A 19,712-nucleotide genomic window follows, 5' to 3' on the forward strand; every position below is an offset into this window, starting at 1 on the left:
CCACTTCCTGTGGAGCGGCTTCAGCCGCGACCGGGCGTTACCGGAAAAGCCCGGTCGCGGCTGAGCCGCTCGCGGCCAATCGCCTGGGCGCTGCCGAAAGCCCTGCGCTCAGCCGTCCTTGTTGGTCAGGATGGTGATGTGGCCATTGGTCTCCAGCAGCGCCAGGCGCACGTTGTCCAGGCCCAGGCAGCCCTGCTGGCGCATCGCCGCCTCGAAGTCGGCGTTGCTGACCAGTTCGCGGCGCAGCACCTGGCGGAACACGTGGCCGTCGCGCGCCAGCACTACCGGCTCGCCTTCGATGAAGCGTTCGGCGCGATCGCTGCGCGAGGTGATCAGGCCGACGCCGAAGTTCAGTGCGATCAGCGTGGCCGCCAGCAACAGGCCGCCACCGAGCGAGGTGTCCTGGCCCAACAAGGCGTTCTGCACCGCATTGCCGAGCAGCACGATCAGCAGCATGTCGAACGGGGTCAATTGCCCCATCGCACGCTTGCCCGACACCCGCACCATGGTCAGCACCGCCATATACACCACCACCGCGCGGAAAATGAATTCCCACCACGGCATCGACAGATGGAAAAGATCGGGCATCGCACGGCTCGCAGGGTTGGGTGGAGCGGCGACCTTACGCCGCTGGCGATGGCAGTGCACTGGATTTTCCAGGGTCCAATAAAAAAGCCCCGCGGACCAGGGGGAGGTCGGCGGGGCCAGGGAACGGAGACTTGGGGAGGAGTCGCCGTTCCTGGATCTGCTCCAGGGGATGGGAGGAGATCCGCGACAGGTATTGCGCCTGTCGAGGGATATAAAAACACTTTGCACCTTGCTAGTTCGTGAAGATTTCAGTTAAAAATTCATCGAATTAAGGACCGATTCATTCGTGAAATCCAGCGCAACGCAGGGTTCCAGAAACAATTGATTTTTATAGGATCTGGATCCATGCACGGGAACGCGGCGACCGATCGTTTGTAATGCCGATTGGATCGCGAACCGGTGCGTTGTTAGGCCTTGTCGCGTCGATGCTGCAGCATCGATGCGGTCCCGCTCCGCAGTCGCGCGACGACGGCGATCCAGGCGCAAATGCCTCCGCGCGAATACCTGCCTTCGCCGCGAGCGATTCTTCTGCCAGAGCATGCATCGCGGCGCATAAAGACGTTCAGGCCCACCGCCCGGCGCCCCAGCCGCGCAGCACCCATCCCGTTAGCAGTAACTGTCCCGAATCCCCGGTAAAGACTAGTGCGCCTCGTCCCAGTTGTCGCCGACGCCGCTGTCCACCACCAGCGGCACCTTCAGCGCGGCGGCGCCGGCCATCAGCCGGGTCACTTCCGGCAGCAGGGTGTCGACGAAGTCGGCATCGGCCTCGAACACCAGTTCGTCGTGCACCTGCAGGATCATCAGCGCGCGCTCGCGGTGCTGTTCCAGCCAGGCGTCCACGGTAACCATGGCGCGCTTGATGATGTCCGCGGCGGTGCCCTGCATCGGCGCGTTGATCGCCGCGCGCTCGGCGCCGGCGCGCAGGCCCTGCTGCTTGGCGTTGATGTCGTTCAGGTACAAGCGGCGGCCGAACAGGGTCTCCACGTAGCCCTGGCTGCGCGCCTGCTCGCGCATGCGTTCCATGAAGTCGCGCACCGCCGGGTAGCGGCTGAAGTACAGCGCCACGTAGTCCTGGGCCTCGCCGCGGCCGATGCCCAGGTTGCGGGCCAGGCCGAACGCGCTCATGCCGTACATCAGGCCGAAGTTGATCGCCTTGGCGGCGCGGCGCTCGTTGCCGGTGACGTCCTCGAGCTTGCGCCCGAACACTTCGGCGGCGGTGGCGCGGTGCACGTCCACGCCGGCGCCGAAGGCGCGCAGCAGGCCCGGGTCCTCGGACAGGTGCGCCATGATCCGCAGTTCGATCTGCGAGTAGTCGCAGGCGATCAGCTTGCGCCCGGGCGGGGCGACGAAGGCGCGGCGGATGCGGCGGCCGTCGTCGGTGCGGATCGGGATGTTCTGCAGGTTCGGATCGGCCGAGGACAACCGCCCGGTGGCGGCGCCGGCCTGGTGGTAGCTGGTGTGTACGCGGCCGGTGTCTGGATTGATCATCTCCGGCAGCTTGTCGGTGTAGGTGCTGCGCAGCTTGGCCAGGCCGCGGTAGTCCAGGATCACCCGCGGCAGTTCGTGCTGCTCGGCGATCGCCTCCAGCGCCTCTTCGTTGGTGCTGGGCTGGCCCTTGGGGGTCTTGAGCAGCGCGGGCAGTTTCAGTTCGTCGAACAGCAGCGCCTGCAGCTGCTTGGGCGAGTCCAGGTTGAAGGTGCGCCCGGCCAGCGCGGTGGCCTTCTGCTGCGCGGCGAGCATGCGCTGGCTCAGGTCCTGGCTCTGCCTGCGCAGTTCGGCCATGTCCACGCTCACGCCGTTGGCCTCGATCCGCGCCAGCACCGGCACCAGCGGCATCTCGATCTCGCGGTAGACCCGCGCCAGCGCCGGCTCGGCGTCCAGCTGCGCGGACAGCGCGCGGTGCAGGCGCAGGGTGATGTCGGCGTCCTCGGCGGCGTAGCCGGTGGCGTCGTCGATGGCCACCTGCGAGAACGCGATCTGCTTGGCGCCCTTGCCGGCCACGTCCTCGTACTTGACCGTCTCGTAGCCCAGGTAGCGCCGCGCCAGCGAATCCATGTCGTGGCGGCTGGCGGTGGAATTGAGCACGAAGCTCTCCAGCATGGTGTCGTCGGCATAGCCGCGCACGTCCACGCCGTGGCGGCGCAGCACGTGCAGGTCATACTTGCCGTGCTGGCCGACCTTCGGCTTGGCCGGGTCCTCCAGCAGCGGCTTCAGCGCCGCCAGTGCCAGGGTCCGGTCCAGTTGCGCCGGCGCGCCGGGGTAGTCGTGGCCCAGCGGCAGGTAGTCGGCGCGGCCGTGCTCGATCGCGAAGCTGAGCCCGACCAGGTTGGCGCGCATCGCGTCCAGCGCGTCGGTCTCGGTATCGAAGGCGAAGCCGTCGGCCGCGCGCAGGCGCGCAAGCAGGTCCTCGAACTGCTCCTGGGTCAGGATCGTCGCGTATTCGCCCTTGGCGGCCAGCGCCGGGTCCAGTGTGGCGTCGATCGGCGCGGCAGCGCGGGCATAGCCGGCGGCGGTGCCGCGCAGGCTGGGGGTGACCTCGGCGGCGCCGGCCGGGGCCGCCACCCCGCCGTCCAGGTCGCGTAGCGCCTGGGTGAAGCCGTAGCGCTGGTACAGGCCGCGCAGCTGCTCCGGGTCCTGCTCGCGCAGGCCCAGCGTGCGCGGGCCGCCAGGCAGGGCCACGTCGGTCTTGATCGTGACCAGTTCGCGGTTCAGCGGCAGCCGCGCCAGCGCCGCGCGCAGGTTCTCGCCGATCTTGCCCTTGATCGCATCGGCATTGGCCATGACCCCGTCCAGCGAGCCGTATTCGGCCAGCCACTTGGCCGCGGTCTTGGGTCCGCACTTGTCCACGCCGGGCACGTTGTCGATGGCGTCGCCCATCAGCGCCAGCAGGTCGACGATCTGGCTCGGCCACACGCCGAACTTCTCCATCACCGCCGCATCGGAGTCCATGCGGCTGCCGCTCATGGTGTTGACCAGTTGCACGCCGGGGCGCACCAGCTGGGCGAAGTCCTTGTCGCCGGTGGAGATGGTCACATCCAGGCCATCGCCGGCGCCCTGCAGGGCCAGCGTGCCGATCACATCGTCGGCCTCCACCCCGCCCTCGCGCAGGATAGTGATGCCCAGCGCATGCACGATCTGGCACATCGGCTCGACCTGTGTGCGCAGTTCGTCGGGCATCGGCGGGCGGTTGGCCTTGTACTGCGCGTACAGGTCGTCGCGGAAGGTCTTGCCCGGCGCATCGACCACGAAGGCCACGTACTCCGGGCGTTCCTTCAAGGTGGCGCGCAGCATGTTGACCACGCCGAACAACGCGCCGGTGGGCTCGCCGGCGGGGTTGGTCAGCGGGGGAAGCGCGTGGAACGCGCGATACAGGTAACTGGACCCGTCGATCAGGACTAATCGGCTCATCGAGCAATTCTACGCTGGGTGGAACGCGGGACCGGGAAGCGCCTGAGCCCCTCTCCCCCCCGGGAGAGGGGTTGGGGTGAGGGTGCGGCGCGAAAGCGTCTCGCGGAGTTGGGTGCGCGAGGCTGCGCCCGGACCCTCATCCGCCCCTGCGGGGCACCTTCCGCAAAAAGGGGGCCATGGTCCGGGACATCGCGCGCCGAATGCGGCGGCGCGGCGCATAATCGGCGGCGACGACTTTAGGCTGTGGAGAACGCTGCGATGAAAGCCCTGATGCTGGTTCCGCTGTTGCTGCTGGCCGGCTGCGCCTCGACCGGTACCGGCCCCGACGGCCCGCCGGTGGATGTCCGCGGCGCGGACGTGGCCCACCGCAAAATGGACAACGGCGACACCGTGGACGAATACCGTGTTTCCGGCCAGCTGCGCATGGTCAAGGTGACCCCGGCCAGCGCCCCGGCCTATTACCTGTACGACCAGAACGGCGACGGGCACATGGACGGCAACAAGGACAATGTGTCGCCGGTGTATTGGAAGTTGTATAGCTGGTAAGGCGGGGATCGGGGATTGGCGCTCCGTCTCCAGTTCCCGAGCGCGCGCCTGTGTCGGGCTTTAGCCCATCCCATTACACACATCTCACGCCATTTTCCGAGCGAACCGCAGCCCCTGCACGAACACGGCGACGTCTCGCAACCCCAGCCACAGCGTCTTGGCGCCCGGCTCACCATCGCCCTTGCGCCCCAGAAAGCCACCCAACTGTGCCACTAACCGCACCACCGTGTTCAACGTGGGCACCTGCTTGGGCGGCTTCTTCTTGTTGAGCACATAGGCCGCCTGCCATTCGTCAGCCTCGAACAGCAGGTCTGCGGGTAGGTCCGGCAGCGATCGCCCCAGCCGCATCAGCCGGTTGATCCGCCAGGCCACCACCAGGTACAGCGCCAGTGCCGTCTCGATGCGCTCGACATCTCCCAATTGCAGGGCCTCGATGCGGCAACCCTGCTTGAGGATCAGGAAGAACAACTCAATCTCCCAACGCGCTCGGTACCAGTCGATCAACTCCACCGCTTGCTCCAGCGTCTCCACGTTCAACTGGCGACCTGCCCCTGTAGAGTTTGAACGGCGCTACGCGCAACGAGGGCCTTGAGTGTCTACGGAACCCTGGGCGTATCAAATTCAGGAAATTTTTTAAATTTAAATTGGCTGATCCGGATCCACCTTTTTTAACTTTATTTTCAAAAAATAGGATTGCAATCAAAGCGATTTGGCAAAGTCCAAATCAGATGAATTTCCATCTCGGCGTTTAAGCGAATTAACCAACTCATTGAAAGATATGACCGGTAATCCGCCAGCATACTCAATATTTTCCAAGCTACCAAAGCGCCCTCCAGCTTGTAAGACATCGAAGATTTGTCTAGAAGGCCGATGAATGACCCAGCCGTTATCTTCCGCGACCGATATGTTCGACGCGTCAAATATCGCGCTCTGCTCCAGATTGGCCTTGAGCTCGGCCAGATTGGCGACAACAAAATCAATGTCATTGATTGGGCGATGGAAGGGTCTTCCGGCATGAAGCTGGAGCGCGAAACTACCCGTAATTGCCAGAGTCATGCCTGCGGAGCTTCGGAAATCATTTGCAATCTCATGAAGCTGAGAATAAGTAATATTCCCTGCGTTCAGCTTCATTTGCATCTCGGCTTTCGAGATGTGCTTTGGCACACTCATTCTAACAGACATTCCGGGGGGCGCTTCAGTCCAGATAAAGAGCCAGATGGCGTTGTCGATTGACCCGACTCGTTTGCGGTCGAACTTTTATCGCCACAAGCCTCAGAGGAGCCGTAAACACTGTTTGATCCTGACGACATTCCGCCACGTATTTTATTAAACATCTTATTGACTAAAAATTAAATAAAAACCACTCGGATTTTAGGCCTGCGGATTGCACTCAACGACCAGATGGTGTGGGTTGCATAATGCTCGGGTGAACCTGCCACGCTCGGCCTTGAAGCGCATAGACCCATCTTGATCTCCTGTAGTGACCGTAGAATTAAGTCTGGCGCAGAGCTCTCCGATTCACGTTGTGGCTGGCCGAAGTTATGGCTGGGACGACGAAGCATTGACGCGGGGGATTCACGAGCCTTCACCAAACGCCAGATCATCGGCTTCTTGGCGTTGCACCGGCTGAGATGGCCTTTTCGTGTTCGCCAACGGCGCGCGGCGGACGCAGCTGCTCCAGTAGCTGTTCCAACGCATCCTATTACACGAAAGTCAAAAAGTACCTTTAAAATCAGTTGGTTGCAGTAAGTCTCGCTCCGCAGCCAAGAAGTGTTCGGATGACTTTGGCAAGCTATGAGAATCAATCACTTGCAAGCGCCGAAACCCGTCGCCAACCGTTTTGGCGAGATGTGTGTAATGGGATGGGCTTTCCTGATTAGCACGCTACTTCAGCCAGTCGCAGGCCCTGAGCCTGTGCACCTGCACATTGACGGCAAGCCACTCGTGCAGGAGTCAGATCATGGCAATGAACCGCGTGCAGTTTTTTCGGCTGAAGTAGCGTGCTAATCAGGTGGGCTTTAGCCGGGCTCGGGCAATCGGCCGCGAGCGCAGGCATGTTTGGTGTGCGGATGCTCCGCGCCGTCGGGGCTGAAGCGCCTCCTACAGTGCACCCAGCCAGCACACCGCGCGCCCTGTAGGAGCGGCTTCAGCCGCCGGAAACGCCCCGGTCGCGGCTGAAGACGGTATCTACAGGACGCATCGTCGGACGCGCGCCCAACGCGGCCCTGGTCCTCAGCGAATCACCAGCACCGGCACGTGGCTGTGCGCCAGCACCTCGGCGGTCTGGCTGCCGAGCAGCACCCGGCTCATGCCGCGGCGACCATGCGAGGTCATCACGATCAGGTCACACTGGTGCGCGGTGGCGATGTCGATGATGCCCTCGGCCGCGTAACGGTCAAGCACGTGGCAGCCATGTGCGGTGACGCCGGCCGCGGCAGCCGCGTCGAGCGCCGGTGCCAGGATCTTCTGCGCCCCGTCCTCGCGGTCCTGACGGTACTCGGGCGTGGCCTCGTAGCCCACGCTCCAGCCCATCGCGTCGTACATGCCCATGGCCCAGGGCTCGGAGACGGTGACGATGTCCACGTGCGCGCCGAGCCGGGCGGCCAGCGCCAACCCCTGCTGCAAGCCCTTGTCGGACAACTCGGAACCATCGATCGCAATCAGAATGCGCTGGTACATATGCGTGCTCCGGTAACGCCGCTCGCAGCGGCATGGGCAGCATTGGACACCCGGCGCGAACGCCGCGCCTTGACCCGGATCAATTTCCGGGCGATCGCGCCGCCAGCGCGCGTGCCGGATTGCCGGCCACGCGTGCGCCGGCAGGCACGTCGCCGGTGACCACGCTGCCCGCACCGATCACCGCGTCGTCGCCGATCGTCACCCCGGGCAACACGATCGCCCCGCCGCCGATCCAGACATTGCGGCCGACCGTCAGCGGCCGGCCGAACTCGAGCCCGGCCGCACGTTGCGCCGCATCGCGTGGATGGTCGGCCGCATACAGCTGCGCCGCCGGCCCGATCTGCGTGCCATCGCCGATGCTGACCTTGCAGACATCCAGGATCACGCAATTGAAGTTGAGGAACACGTCCTCGCCGAGGAAGACGTTGTAGCCGTAGTCGCAATGGAACGGCGGCCGCACCACCGCCCCGCGCCCGACTGCGCCCAACCGCTCGCCAAGCAATGCGCGCCGGAGCGCAGGCGCTTCGGCGAGCGCCGCGTTATAACGCAGCATCCACGCCTTGGCCGCGGCCTGGTCGGCCTGCAACTGCGCATCGCCGGGGCGATACAGCGCGCCGGCTAGCATCTTGTCTTTCTCGCTAAGCATCCTGCCCTCCCAGGCGATGTGGAGGTTGCATCATCGCATCGCGGCGTGACGGGCCTACCCGGTAGACCTTGCCGGTCGCGTTACACCCGCCGCATTTGGCGTGCTTCCTGGCGAGAATCGTAGCGGTGCTGATCCGCGCTGCAATGCGAGCGCAGCGATCATCGTCCCTCGCGACCACGACTTCGACGCTCCGTGCAGCGGCGCGCAACGTAGCGACCGGTACATCGCCCAGGCGCGACATCCCCCAGACCACGCAAAGACGTGACCACGGCGCAACCGCACTCCCGGCAGCCGCACCAAGCGCGCCCCGCAGGTGCTAACGTCGCGCGCTCGCCCTTCCCACTTCCAAGCCGCCGGAGCGCCCGCATGTACGTCGCCGCCATTCCTACTCCCCGCCGCGCCTGCTCGGCCCTGGCCCTGGGCGTTTGCCTGGCAATCGCAGGCACGGCCGGCGCGCAGATCCTGCGCATGCCGGATGTGCCGGCGCCGCAGGACACGCCCTACCCCGGCAGCATCGCGCTGCAGGTGGATGCCGGCGACGTGCGCCAGGGCATCTACCGGGTGCGCGAAACCATCCCGGTCGCGCCCGGGCGGCTGACGCTGCAGTATCCGCAGTGGATCCCCGGCGACCATTCGCCGAGCGGGCCGGTGGCAATGCTGGCCGGGCTGACGCTCACCGCCAACGGCGCGCCGCTGGCGTGGCGCCGCGACACCTTCGATGTCTACACCTTCCATGTGGACGTGCCGCCGGGCGTGTCCGCGATCGAGGCCCGTTTCCAGTATCTGTCGCCACGCGACGACGGCTTCGAGATGACCGACAGGATGCTGCAGCTGGAATGGAACAAGCTGGCGCTGTATCCGGCCGGGCACTACACGCACGGCATCAGCGTGCTGCCCAGCGTGACCCTGCCGGCGGGATGGCAGTTCGGCACCGCGCTGGAGACCGCCACGCAGTCCGGCGCCAGCACCACGTTCAAGCCGGTGGACTTCGAAACGCTGGTCGATTCGCCGATCTACGCCGGGCGCTATTTCAAGCGCGTGGATCTCACCCCGCCGGGCAGCGCGCCGGTGCATCTGGACGTCGTCGCCGATACCCCGGCGTCGCTGGAGATCACGCCCGCGCAGTTGCAGGCGCACCGCAACCTTGCCGTGCAGGCGCTGAAGCTGTTCGGCTCGCATCACTACGACCACTACGATTTCCTGTTCTCGCTGTCCGACGTGCTCGGCGGCAACGGCCTGGAACACCACCAGTCCAGCGAGAACGGGCTGGAGGCGGACTACTTCAGCGCCTGGGCCGACAACGCGCCCGACCGCGATCTGCTGGCACACGAGTACACGCACTCGTGGAACGGCAAGTTCCGGCGTCCGGCCGATCTGTGGACGCCCACCTTCAACGTGCCGATGGGCGATTCGCTGCTGTGGGTCTACGAAGGGCAGACCCAGTATTGGGGCTATGTGCTCACTGCGCGCGCCGGGATGTGGACGCCGGAACAGTTCCGCGATGCGCTGGCGATGACCGCGGCCAACTACGACCGCAACCGCGAAGGCTTCCAATGGCGTTCGCTGGAGGACACCACCAACGATCCCACCGCCGCGCATCGCGCGCCGCTGCCGTACCGCAGCTGGCAGATGAGCGAGGACTACTACAGCGGCGGGCAGATGCTGTGGCTGGCGGTGGATGCCAAGCTGCGCGCGCTCAGCCACGGCCGCAAGTCGCTGGACGATTTCGCCAAGGCCTTCTTCGGCGTGGACGATGGCAGCCACACGGTCAGGACCTACACCTTCGACGACGTGGTGGCCGCGCTCAATGGCGTGGCCGTGTTCGACTGGGCCGGCTACCTCGCGCCGCGCGTGGATGCGGTGAACCCGCCGCTGCTGGAAGGGCTGCAGGCCAGCGGCTGGAAGCTGGTCTATACCGACCAGCCCAGCGCGTTCGAGAAGCAATACGACAGCCGCCACCAGTCGGCGCGCCACCGCTACAACTTCGCCTGGTCGCTGGGCCTGGTGATGAACGACGATGCCAGCATCAACGACGTGGTCTGGGACGGCCCCGCGTTCAAGGCCGGCATCAGCAGCGGCGCCACGCTGCTGGCGGTCAACGGCCAGGAGTACACGCGCGAGGTGCTCAAGCAGGCCATCGCCGAGGCCAAGGGCGGCACCGCGCCGATCGTGCTGACGCTGAAGTTCCAGGGCGGCGTGCGCGACGTGCCAGTGAACTACCACGACGGCCTGCAGTACCCGCATCTGGTGCGGGTGGACGGTACGCCGGACAGCTTGAGCCAGATCATCGCCGCGCGCCGCTGACGCGACGGGCTGCCGGGTCGGTACCGGCAGCCACTGCGCGGGCAGGCCGCCCGAGGGCAAAGCGGGCCTGGCGCCACCATTGTGAAACGCTGTGCATCGGGCGCCCGGGCGCGGCGGCGGCGGCGAACCGCTGGCGCTGGCGCGCAAGTACAGCTTCTGGGAATGAACGCGCTCCCCTGACCCGGCCGTGTTTGTAGGCAGACGCGCGGGAATGCAGGCGTCGCGGCGCCTGCGGCCACGAGAAGAGGCCAAAAACGCACGCAGGGATTGCGCCGCTTTCGGGTTGACTGGGTGCACTGCAGGAGGGACATCAGTCCCGACTGCTTCCGAAGCAGGATGGCTGCGAGGCTGCGTTCGCCACGCGATGCCGCACTTCACCGGCGCCATGCGCTCGGCGCGCTCTGCACAGTCGCCACTCTGGCGCCCACACAAAGCGTCACAGCACCCCGCCCGTCAGAGCACCGTCAGGTTCGCGTACGCCATCACCAGCCACTTCGCGCCGACCTCGTCGAACTGCACCTGCACGCGCGCATGCGCGCCGTTGCCTTCGTAGTCGATGACCACGCCGCCACCGAACTTGGGATGCTGCACGTTGGCGCCGAGCCGGATCGCCGGCGCTTCGATGGCGCTGTGGCCGAGGTTGCGTGGCGCGCCCAGCGAGGCGTTGCGCGACACCTGCACCTTCGGCCGCACTTCGTGCAGCAGCTCACGCGGGATTTCGCGCAGGAAGCGCGAGGGCACGTTGTAGTTGTCCTGGCCGTGGATGCGCCGCGACTCAGCGTAGCTCAGCACCAGCTTGTGGCGGGCGCGGGTGATGCCGACGTAGGCCAGGCGCCGCTCTTCTTCCAGCCGCCCGCTCTCTTCCAGCGAACGCGCGCTGGGGAACAGGCCATCTTCCATGCCGACCAGGAATACCAGCGGGAACTCCAGGCCCTTGGCCGAATGCAGGGTCATCAGCTGCACGCCCTCTTCGCCGGCCTGGGCCTGGCCTTCGCCGGCCTCCAGCGAGGCGTAAGCCAGGAACGCGACCAACTCGGTCATCGCCTGGCGGCCCTCGTCGGCGTCGGCGTCGTTGTCGGCGCGCACGAAGCGCGAGGCGACCGAGACCAGTTCGTCGAGATTGTCGGTGCGCGATTCCGAATCCAGGCCGCCGCGGCTTTCCTTGCTCCAATGCTCGCGCAGCGCCGAGCGCGCCAGCACCTGGTCGATCTGCTCGGGCAGCGGCAGGCCGGCCACTTCGGCGGACAACTGCTCGATCAGCCCCAGGAACTGCGCCAGTGCGTTACGCGCGCGCGCGGCCAGTTCGCCGCCCTGCTGCGCGGCCTGTTGCGCAGCGGCCCACAGCGACAGCGACTGCGCGCGCGCCAGGCGCCGCACTTCGTCCAGGGTGCGGTCGCCGATGCCGCGCGTGGGCGTGTTCACCGCGCGCTCGAACGCCGCATCGTCGGCGCGGTTGGCGACCAGGCGCAGGTAGGCCAGGGTGTCCTTGATTTCGGCGCGCTCGAAGAAGCGCATGCCGCCGTAGACGCGATACGGCACCTGCTCGGCGATCAGCGATTCTTCGAACGCGCGCGACTGCGCGTTGCTGCGATAGAGCACTGCCGCCTCGCTGTAGCTGCCGCCGTCGCGCACCCATTGGCGCACGCGCTCGACCACGTAGCGCGCTTCGTCGATCTCGTTGTAGGACGCGTACAGATCGATCGGATCGCCGTCGCCCGAATCGGTCCACAGCTGCTTGCCGATGCGGTCGGGGTTGTGCGCGATCACCGCGTTGGCGGCATTGAGGATATTGGCGCTGGAGCGGTAGTTCTGTTCCAGGCGGATGGTCTGCGCGTTCGGGAAATCCTTCAGGAAGCGCTGCACGTTCTCGACCTTGGCGCCGCGCCAGCCGTAGATCGCCTGGTCGTCGTCGCCGACCACGAACACGCGCCCGCTGTCGCCGGCGAGCACGCGCACGAACGCGTACTGGATCGCGTTGGTGTCCTGGAACTCGTCCACCAGGATCTCGCTGAAGCGGCTGCGGTAATGCGCCAGCAATGCCGGGTTGTCGCGCAGCAGTTCGTGCGCGCGCAGCAGCAGCTCGGCGAAATCGACCAGGCCGGCGCGATCGCAGCGTTCCTGGTACAGCGCGTAGGCGCTGCGCAAGGTGGTGGTCCACTCGTCGCGCGGCTCGGGCTGGATGTGCTGCGCGCGCCGGCCCTCGTCCTTCTGCTGGTTGATCCACCACACGATCTGCTTGGGCGGGAACTTGCCCTCGTCCAGTTCCAGCTGCTGCACGACACGCTTGACCAGGCGCAGCTGGTCGTCCGAATCCAGCACCTGGAAGCTTTCCGGCAGCTTGGCGTCGGGCCAGTGCAGGCGCAGCAGGCGGTGCGCCAGGCCGTGGAAGGTGCCGATCCACATGCCGCGGCTGCCGTTGCGCAGTTGCAGGTCGGTGCGGTGGCGCATCTCGCCGGCCGCCTTGTTGGTGAAGGTGACCGCGAAGATGCCATGCACCGGCACGCCGTGGACTTCGTTGAGCCAGGCGATGCGGTGGGTGAGCACGCGCGTCTTGCCGGATCCGGCGCCGGCCAGAACCAGGTAATGGCCGGACGGAGCGGAGACGGCCTCGCGCTGGGCGGGGTTCAGATCATCGAGCAAATGGGAGACATCCACCCGCGCATTTTACGCCATGTGCGGGAGCCGGGACCGGCCCGCGTCCCCTACAACGCCAGCAACGCCTGCGCCTGCTGCTGTGCCTGCACCCGTAACTCCGGGATCGCCAGGCTTTCCCACAGGCTGCCGATGCGCAGGCTGCCGAGCACGCGGAGGCGCGGATCGGCGCGGCCGTCGGCGTCGAGCAGCGCGCCGTCGGCATCGGTGGCGACGCCGATGCCATGCGCGCCGGGCACGGCGTGGCCGCAGCCCAGCAGTTGGAGCAGTAGCGGGTTGCGCATGGTCTGCGCGCGCAACTCAACGCCGGTGGCGTTGATCACGCAGTGCGCGTCCAGTTGCAGCGCCAGTCCGTCGGGACCGACCGCGTTGACCTGCACGCAGGCGCCGACCGGGAATACCGTGTCCAGCCGCGCGCGGTGCACGCGCAGCTGGCCGACCCGGCGCATCGCCTGCAGTTGCGCGAACACCGGCGCAGCGATGCGGTGCCGGTGCGCGTCCCAGTGACGCACGGCATGGCGCAGGAAACGCCGCTGTTCGGTGGCCGACAGCGACTGCCACAGCGCCTGGTCCAACGGCCGCAGCCGCTCCATCACGCTCTGCCACGGCAGGCCACGCGCCTGCGCCGCGGCGGCGTGCCGGCGCAGCGCGTGCAGGCGCTGGCGCAACGGCAAGGCCAGCAACGGCTGCGGGTCGAAGTCGGCCGCGGCGTGGCCGGCATGCTCGGCATGCGGCAACGGCAGCAATGCGTGCCGCGAGATCACGTGTACCGGGCCGCGGTGCGCATTGGCGAGCAGGGTCAACACGCTGTCGGCCATGCTCTGGCCGGCGCCGACGATGCACACCGTGGATTCGCGCGGGATCGCGCGCAGCTGCTCGTAGTTCCAGGCGTCCACGCGCACGTGCGCCGGCAGGCTACCAGCGCCGCGTGCCGGCAGTGGGCGCAGGCTGTTGCCTAACGCCAGCACCGTCGCGCATGCGCGCAGCGCCGTGCCGCCCTGCAGTTGCAGCGTCTGGCCGCGCTCGCTGCGGTCCAGCGCCAGCACCCGTTGCTGACGCCACTGCAGCTGCGCCGGGCTTGCGGCCAGCGCCTGCGCCAGCCGCGCGCGCAGGTAGCCGGCGTAGTGGCGGCGCTGCACATAGGCCTGCGCCAGCGCGGCGCGCTGCAGCGCCGGATACAAGGCTTGCTGCTGCAGCCAGTCGAGAAAGTCGTCGGGCACCTCAGCAAAGGCGCTCATGCGCCCGGCCGGCACGTTCAACACGTGCTCCGCGCAGGGCGTCGCATAGGCCACGCCCTGCGCCAGCGCGGCCTGCGGTTCGATCAGCTGCAGCCGCAGCGCGCGCGTGGTCCGCTGCAGCAGATGCAGCGCCACCAGCGTGCCGGCCGCGCCGCCGCCGACGATGGCGATATCGCAGTCGCCGTCGTCATCGGAGGCATGTGGCAGCAGTTCGCTCATGCCGACGATTGTAAGGGATGCCCTCGCCGGCTCGGCCCGCGGCTAAGAACCATCGCTCATGTCGGCGCACAGATCGCGCATGGCGGCGACATCATGCTGTCATGCGCGTGCGTTTTCACATCAGCGCATCGGCCAGGCGGGCGATGCCTTCGCGGCTACGTCGCCAGGTCGGCCGCTTGCGCCATTGCTGCAGCGACAGCACGCGCGCATCGGTCAGGTAGTCGGCCTCCACCGCCCGCAGCCGCCGCACCACCTCGGCGCAGTAGCACAGCACGCCGATCTCCGCGTTCAGCGCGAAGGAGCGGATGTCCAGGTTGATCGAGCCGACCAGGGCGATGCCCTCGTCCACGCTCAGGTGCTTGGCATGCAGGAAGCACGGCCGGTACAGCGCGATCTTGACCCCGCTGCGCAACAGTTCGTCGTAGTAGGCCTCCTGCGCCCAGGCGGTGAGCCGCTGGTTGCTGCTCTCCGACAGGATCAGCTGCACGTCCACCCCGGACAGCGCGGCGATGCGCAGCGCGCTGAGCGTGGCTTCGTCGGGCACGAAGTACGGCGTGACCATCACGATCCGCCGCCGCGCCAGATGGATCAGCGCGTTGACCGCATCGCGCGCGTTCTCGAACGGGTAGGCCGGGCCGCTGGGCAGCAGTTGCGTGGCGGTATCGGCACCGTGCACCGCGGTGCCGTCGGCCACGCGCAGGCGCTGCCCGGTCTCGATGAACCAGTCGCTGGCGAACACCGCCTCCAGGTGCCCGACCACCGGCCCTTGCAGACGCACCACCAGTTCGCGGTTGGGATGGCCGCGCACGAACTCGGCCGCGGCCAGGTTCTGCGAACCGGTGTAGCCGACGCGGTTGTCGATGACCGCGATCTTGCGATGGTTGCGCAGGTCCATGCGCCCGCTGCGGCGCCAGCGCAAGCCGCCCGGCAGCAGCGCCTGCACCTCGATCCCGGCCGCGCGCAGGCGCTTGCGGTAGCGGCGCAGCCCGCGCTTGCCGCCACGCGCATCGAGCAGCAGGCGGCAGCGCACGCCGCGCGCGGCGGCGCGCAGCAGTGCGGCCACCACCGCGTCGCCGACCGCATCGTCGAACATCAAGTAGTACAGCAGATGCACGCGCTCCACCGCCGCGTCGATGTCGTCGATCAGCGCCTGCAGCGAATCCGCATAGCGATCGAGCAATTCCACCGTGTTGCCATGGGTGGGCATGAAGTCGCCCTGGCGCTCGATCAGCGGCACCACTTCGGCGATCGCGGTGTCGGCGGGCGGGGTCCAGCGCAGCGCGGTCATCGGCACCTGCTGCTCGCGGATCACCTGCGAAGCCTGCGCCTGGCGCTGGATGCGCTCGCGCGACAGCCAAGGGTGGCCCAGCAGCAGGTACAGCGGCAGGCCAAGCACCGGCACGAACCCGACCAGCAGCAGCCAGCTGCGCGCCGCGCCGGGCGTGGTGCGCGCCGGGATCCACAGCAACGCCACCAGCCGGATCAGCCAATCCAGCGCCAGCAACCAGGTGCCTTCCAACCATAACGGCAGCATCGCGACCCTTTCGCACGCCAAGTCGCCCGATTCTGCGGGCTGCGGCGGCAAACGCAACCATTGCGTGCCTTGCCACGGCTGGCGGCACGCGCTGGGCGCCTGCCTCGCGCAGCGGCGACGGCCTGTCGCCAGCACACAACATGCGGACCCCAGACGCACGAAACCCGCCTTACGGCGGGTTCGGTGTCGAGCTGGAAACGCGATCCGGCGATCCGGCGATCAGTCGATCACTTGATCTTGCCTTCCTTGTACAGCACGTGCTTACGCACGACCGGGTCGTACTTCATCATTTCCATCTTCCCCGGAGTGTTCTTCTTGTTCTTGTCCGTGGTGTAGAAGTGGCCGGTGGCGGCCGAGGAAATCATACGGATCTTGTCACGCTTGCCTGCCATGATTGTTTACTCCTCAGACCTTTTCGCCGCGCGCGCGCAGCTCTTTCAGAACGGCATCGATCCCGTTCTTGTCGATGGTGCGCAACGCATGCGCGGAGACACGGAGCTTGATCCAGCGGTTCTCGCTGGCGACCCAGAAGCGGCGCTCGTGCAGGTTGGGCAGGAAGCGGCGACGGGTTCTGTTGTTGGCGTGGGAGACGTTGTTACCCGTCTGCACACGCTTGCCGGACACTTGGCATACGCGGGACATTACGCACCTCGATAAGTTAGTTTGAGTCGCCCATAGCCTGGGAGACGGCGGCCCCGGCAGCCTTGTGGGCCGCCACGCGACGTGGGAAATCAAACGGTTACGCTGGGAGAGGCCGGCCGGAGATCGCGCATCCGGCCGCCGTTCCGACCGGAGCCGGGCACAGCGAGCCGCGCATTATGCATGCCTTTCCCTTGTGCCGCAAGCATTTACCAGAGAGGCGTACGCAAGCGGCGGGCGGACCGCACATGCCGCGCTCATCACGTCAAGCACGCCTCACACCGCCGCCCGTACATGGCGTAGCTAATTTCCGCTCGGCGCTGCGTCGGTGCGCTCGCTTTCGCCGCTGAATTCGATGCGTTGCCCAAATACGTCGCGGAACAACCTCGTCTTTACCCCTTCGAAGAAGTCATTGGTCGCGGTGAATCCCGTTCCCTGTATTGGCAGCGCAGAGGGTTGGTACTGCTTCCTCCACCACCAGCGGTCGATCATATCCAGATGCCGCTGGGTGTCGGAAAACTGTTCTGGCAACGCCAATGCCATGAGCGAAAGAATCCTACGCCGCAAGCGCTGCCGTTCATGGCGTTTCTCCTCATTGTCATGGCGATAAGCAATATGCACGAAGGAGTCGATCGCTTCTATCAGCTCTTTCGATGTCTCCTGCCTCACCTTCTCCCGCTCAACCTGCAAGGAGGCTTGGATCTGCCTGCTCGCCACACCAGCGGCCACCCAACCACCGATCGCGGCGGCGGCTAGAGTGGCGAGGATGTTGGGCCAATCGATCATGTGCGCCGTCCTTTATCGCTCGTTCGCAAACTGCAGTCGTCCTGCTCGGATCCAGCAAGACGCTGCCAGAAAGATAGCGAACCACCCAACGCGGCGACCGGACCGGAATCTCAATTGTCGCGCCTGTGCAGCCAGCAATACAGCACCGGCAACACCGGCATGGTCAGCAGCGTGGACGAGACGATGCCGACGATCACCAGCGTGGCCAGCGGCCGCTGCACCTCGGCGCCAGCGCCGACGTTGAACGCCATCGGCACGAAGCCCAGCGTCGCCACCAGCGCGGTCATCAGCACCGGGCAACCGCGCCAGCGCGCGTTCGCGCAGCGCGTGCGCCAGCGCCAGGCCGTCCTCGCGCAGCTTGCGCACGAAGGCGATCATCACCAGCCGGTTCAACACGGCGTCGATGGTCGTCGCCTGAGCGGGTGCTGGCGGTCGCCGTCTCGTTTGCGCTCGCGCACTGGCGGGTTCACCGCACTGGGTAGCGGTCGCACCCTGGCGGTCGCCCCCTCATCCGGCGCCGCGCGCTCCCTTCTCCCGGCGGGAGAAGGGAGCGCGTGACGGTTATTCGGGCTTGGTTGCGGCGGGTTTGCGTGCGGCGGCCTGCTGCTTGCTCTCGGCGATGAACGCGCGCACCTGCTGCTGCAAGACCGGCAGCGGCACCGAGCCCTGTTGCAGCACCGCGTCGTGGAAGGCCTTGATGTCGAAGTCCGCGCCCAGTGCCTGCTCGGCCTCGGCGCGCAGCTTGACGATGGCGATCTCGCCGAGCTTGTAGCTCAGCGCCTGCCCCGGCCAGGAGATGTAGCGATCGACCTCGGTGGTGACCTCGTGCTCGCTGAGCGCGGTGTGTTCGCGCAGGTAGCCCAGCGCCTGCTCGCGGGTCCAACCCTTGTGGTGCACGCCGGTGTCGATCACCAGCCGACAGGCGCGCCACATTTCGTAACTGAGGCGGCCGAAATCCTCATACGGGGTTTCGTAGATGCCCATCTCCTTGCCCAGCTTCTCGGTGTACAGCGCCCAGCCTTCACCGTAGGCGGAGATGTAGTTCTCGCGGCGGAACGCCGGCTGCGCACCCTGCTCTTCGGCCAGCGCGCCCTGCAGCGAGTGGCCCGGCGAGCATTCATGCAGGGTCAGCGCCGGCAGGTTGTACAGCGGGCGCGACGGCAGGTTGTAGGTATTGAGCCAATAGGTGCCGACGCCGCCACGGCCGGCGGTCCAGAACGGCGCGATCTCCGGCGGCACCGGCACGATGGTGAAGCGCCCGCGCGGCAGCGTGCCGATGAACTTGCCGACTTCGCCATCCACGCGCTTGGCGATCCACGCCGCGCGGTCGAGCAGTTCCTGCGGCGTCTTGACGTAGAACTGCGGGTCGCTGCGCAAGAACTGCAGGAATGCCGGGAACGTCTGCTGCCCGGCCGGCGGCTTGAAGCCGACCTGCCGGATGATCGCGTCCATCTCCTTCTGGATCCGCGCCACTTCCTGCTGGCCCAATTGGTGGATCTGCTCCGGGCGCATCTCCAGCGTGGTGTATTCGCGGATCTGCTGCTGGTAGTAGGCCTTGCCATCGGGCAGCGCTTCGGCGGCGAGCGTGATGCGCGCCTGCGGCACGTACTCTTCGCGATAGAAGCGCAGCAGCTGGGCGTACGCCGGGGTCACCTTGTCGCGGATCGCCGCCTGCGCCTGTTCGCGCAATGCCTGCTGCTCGGCGGCCGGGATCTGCGCCGGCAGTTGCTTGAACGGCGCGTACAGCGCCGCGGCGGTGGGGTCCTTGAGCTCGGCGACGTTGGCGATGGAACCATCGCGCCCTTCCAGCACCGCGCGCGGCACGCTGAAGCCGCGCTTGAGGCCGGCACGCATGTTGTCGGTCTGCTGTGCGAAGTAACGCGGCACGTCGTCGAGCCGCGCGATGTAGGCGCGGTACTCGGCCGGGGTGCGCAGCGTGCGCCGCGCCATGAAGCCCAGGTCGGACCAGAACGCGCTGTCGGAATTGAACGGCATTTCGTAGGCGCGCAGGCGCACGGCGGCGGCGAGGTTCTCGATCTGCGGGCGGTACACCGCCAGATTGACCTGGTTGTCGGCCGACAGCTGCGCCGGGTCGATCGCATCCAGCTGGCGCAGCACGTCGTCCCACAGCTTCAGCCGCGCCGCCTGCGCCGCCGTGCCGACGTCGGGCAGCTGCTGGTTGTCGCCGCTACTGTCGCTGTCCTCGTCGGCCTGCCCGACCTGCGCCTGCCGCCACTTCCACTCCTTTTCGTAGATGGCCTGGAAGCGCGCATCGGCAGCAGAGGCAGTGGCCGCCGCCGGCGGTACGGCCGGCGCTGCAGCAAGCGCCGGCGTGGCGAGTGCGAGCGCGAGCAACAGGGAAGCGGCCAGCGGGGCCTTGGCGATCGGCATAGGCAGCGACAGACAGTGGGAACGAGATCCCGATGATCGCATCCCCGGCGCAGCGGCGGGGTGGGCAGGAAGTCCTGGCACT

14 protein-coding genes and 2 pseudogenes are annotated in these 19,712 nt (G+C 66.8%); 2 read left to right on the forward strand and 14 right to left on the reverse strand.

Annotated elements, in window-relative coordinates:
- Window positions 1-108 precede the first annotated feature (108 nt).
- The gene (locus E4A48_RS16415) at window positions 109-588 is read right to left on the reverse strand and encodes a DUF421 domain-containing protein (protein ID WP_142742801.1); all 480 of its coding nucleotides are present in this window, start codon (window positions 586-588) and stop codon (window positions 109-111) included.
- A gap of 639 nt (window positions 589-1,227) precedes the next feature.
- Complete coding sequence (gene polA / locus E4A48_RS16420) at window positions 1,228-3,996, reverse strand: DNA polymerase I (RefSeq protein WP_039008477.1); 2,769 nt, start codon at window positions 3,994-3,996, stop codon at window positions 1,228-1,230.
- Window positions 3,997-4,254: 258 nt separating this feature from the next.
- Between polA and E4A48_RS16425 the strand changes: the two genes are divergently transcribed.
- Entirely contained in the window at window positions 4,255-4,542 is a 288-nt protein-coding gene (locus E4A48_RS16425) for a DUF2782 domain-containing protein (protein WP_039008479.1), read from the forward strand.
- 84 nt (window positions 4,543-4,626) lie between these two features.
- Here E4A48_RS16425 and E4A48_RS16430 read toward each other — a convergent pair.
- From E4A48_RS16430 to E4A48_RS16460, 4 genes and pseudogenes are all read right to left on the reverse strand, one after another.
- Window positions 4,627-5,067: pseudogene (locus E4A48_RS16430) on the reverse strand (IS4 family transposase); the annotation flags it as partial.
- 174 nt (window positions 5,068-5,241) lie between these two features.
- Window positions 5,242-5,712 carry a hypothetical protein gene (locus E4A48_RS16440; RefSeq protein WP_142742802.1) on the reverse strand — a complete coding sequence of 157 codons (471 nt, stop codon included), beginning with the start codon at window positions 5,710-5,712 and terminating at the stop codon, window positions 5,242-5,244.
- Between the two features lie 1,062 nt (window positions 5,713-6,774).
- Window positions 6,775-7,221, reverse strand: a complete 447-nt coding sequence (locus E4A48_RS16455; protein WP_039008481.1) for a universal stress protein — start codon at window positions 7,219-7,221, stop codon at window positions 6,775-6,777.
- A 79-nt stretch (window positions 7,222-7,300) separates the two neighbouring features.
- Entirely contained in the window at window positions 7,301-7,867 is a 567-nt protein-coding gene (locus tag E4A48_RS16460) for a sugar O-acetyltransferase (protein ID WP_142742804.1), read from the reverse strand.
- 366 nt (window positions 7,868-8,233) lie between these two features.
- Between E4A48_RS16460 and E4A48_RS16465 the strand changes: the two genes are divergently transcribed.
- On the forward strand, window positions 8,234-10,171 hold the full coding sequence (locus tag E4A48_RS16465; RefSeq protein ID WP_142742805.1) for a M61 family metallopeptidase: 1,938 nt from the start codon (window positions 8,234-8,236) through the stop codon (window positions 10,169-10,171).
- 453 nt (window positions 10,172-10,624) lie between these two features.
- On the opposite strand, the gene uvrD is transcribed toward E4A48_RS16465, so the two are convergent.
- The 8 genes and pseudogenes from uvrD to E4A48_RS16505 form a co-directional block, all read right to left on the reverse strand.
- Window positions 10,625-12,826 carry a DNA helicase II gene (uvrD, locus tag E4A48_RS16470; RefSeq protein ID WP_142742806.1) on the reverse strand — a complete coding sequence of 734 codons (2,202 nt, stop codon included), beginning with the start codon at window positions 12,824-12,826 and terminating at the stop codon, window positions 10,625-10,627.
- A 47-nt stretch (window positions 12,827-12,873) separates the two neighbouring features.
- The gene (locus E4A48_RS16475; protein WP_142742807.1) at window positions 12,874-14,280 is read right to left on the reverse strand and encodes an FAD/NAD(P)-binding protein; all 1,407 of its coding nucleotides are present in this window, start codon (window positions 14,278-14,280) and stop codon (window positions 12,874-12,876) included.
- 115 nt (window positions 14,281-14,395) lie between these two features.
- Window positions 14,396-15,814, reverse strand: a complete 1,419-nt coding sequence (gene cls / locus E4A48_RS16480) for a cardiolipin synthase (RefSeq protein WP_039008489.1) — start codon at window positions 15,812-15,814, stop codon at window positions 14,396-14,398.
- 227 nt (window positions 15,815-16,041) lie between these two features.
- The gene (gene rpmG, locus E4A48_RS16485; protein WP_170867542.1) at window positions 16,042-16,209 is read right to left on the reverse strand and encodes a 50S ribosomal protein L33; all 168 of its coding nucleotides are present in this window, start codon (window positions 16,207-16,209) and stop codon (window positions 16,042-16,044) included.
- 10 nt (window positions 16,210-16,219) lie between these two features.
- Window positions 16,220-16,456: a 50S ribosomal protein L28 gene (rpmB, locus tag E4A48_RS16490; protein ID WP_003467012.1), complete on the reverse strand. Its 237-nt coding sequence runs from the start codon at window positions 16,454-16,456 to the stop codon at window positions 16,220-16,222.
- A 300-nt stretch (window positions 16,457-16,756) separates the two neighbouring features.
- Window positions 16,757-17,239 carry a hypothetical protein gene (locus tag E4A48_RS16495; RefSeq protein WP_003476675.1) on the reverse strand — a complete coding sequence of 161 codons (483 nt, stop codon included), beginning with the start codon at window positions 17,237-17,239 and terminating at the stop codon, window positions 16,757-16,759.
- 110 nt (window positions 17,240-17,349) lie between these two features.
- Window positions 17,350-17,638, reverse strand: a pseudogene (locus tag E4A48_RS16500) (efflux RND transporter permease subunit); the annotation flags it as partial.
- 162 nt (window positions 17,639-17,800) lie between these two features.
- Entirely contained in the window at window positions 17,801-19,630 is a 1,830-nt protein-coding gene (locus tag E4A48_RS16505; protein ID WP_142742808.1) for a DUF885 domain-containing protein, read from the reverse strand.
- Between the last annotated feature and the right edge of the window lie 82 nt (window positions 19,631-19,712).

It is taken from the genome of Xanthomonas translucens pv. cerealis, from assembly GCF_006838285.1.
In the GTDB taxonomy this organism is placed as follows: Bacteria; Pseudomonadota; Gammaproteobacteria; order Xanthomonadales; family Xanthomonadaceae; genus Xanthomonas_A; species Xanthomonas_A cerealis.

Excerpts from the sequence above, each read along its gene's own strand:
- E4A48_RS16460 (WP_142742804.1), bottom strand. The coding sequence starts at position 7,867 with ATGCTTAGCGAGAAAGACAAGATGCTAGCCGGCGCGCTGTATCGCCCC.
- E4A48_RS16475 (WP_142742807.1), bottom strand. The coding sequence starts at position 14,280 with ATGAGCGAACTGCTGCCACATGCCTCCGATGACGACGGCGACTGCGAT.
- polA (WP_039008477.1), bottom strand. The coding sequence starts at position 3,996 with ATGAGCCGATTAGTCCTGATCGACGGGTCCAGTTACCTGTATCGCGCG.
- E4A48_RS16440 (WP_142742802.1), bottom strand. The coding sequence starts at position 5,712 with ATGAGTGTGCCAAAGCACATCTCGAAAGCCGAGATGCAAATGAAGCTG.
- E4A48_RS16465 (WP_142742805.1), top strand. The coding sequence starts at position 8,234 with ATGTACGTCGCCGCCATTCCTACTCCCCGCCGCGCCTGCTCGGCCCTG.
- E4A48_RS16415 (WP_142742801.1), bottom strand. The coding sequence starts at position 588 with ATGCCCGATCTTTTCCATCTGTCGATGCCGTGGTGGGAATTCATTTTC.
- E4A48_RS16495 (WP_003476675.1), bottom strand. The coding sequence starts at position 17,239 with ATGATCGATTGGCCCAACATCCTCGCCACTCTAGCCGCCGCCGCGATC.
- cls (WP_039008489.1), bottom strand. The coding sequence starts at position 15,814 with ATGCTGCCGTTATGGTTGGAAGGCACCTGGTTGCTGGCGCTGGATTGG.
- E4A48_RS16425 (WP_039008479.1), top strand. The coding sequence starts at position 4,255 with ATGAAAGCCCTGATGCTGGTTCCGCTGTTGCTGCTGGCCGGCTGCGCC.
- E4A48_RS16455 (WP_039008481.1), bottom strand. The coding sequence starts at position 7,221 with ATGTACCAGCGCATTCTGATTGCGATCGATGGTTCCGAGTTGTCCGAC.
- rpmB (WP_003467012.1), bottom strand. The coding sequence starts at position 16,456 with ATGTCCCGCGTATGCCAAGTGTCCGGCAAGCGTGTGCAGACGGGTAAC.
- E4A48_RS16505 (WP_142742808.1), bottom strand. The coding sequence starts at position 19,630 with ATGCCGATCGCCAAGGCCCCGCTGGCCGCTTCCCTGTTGCTCGCGCTC.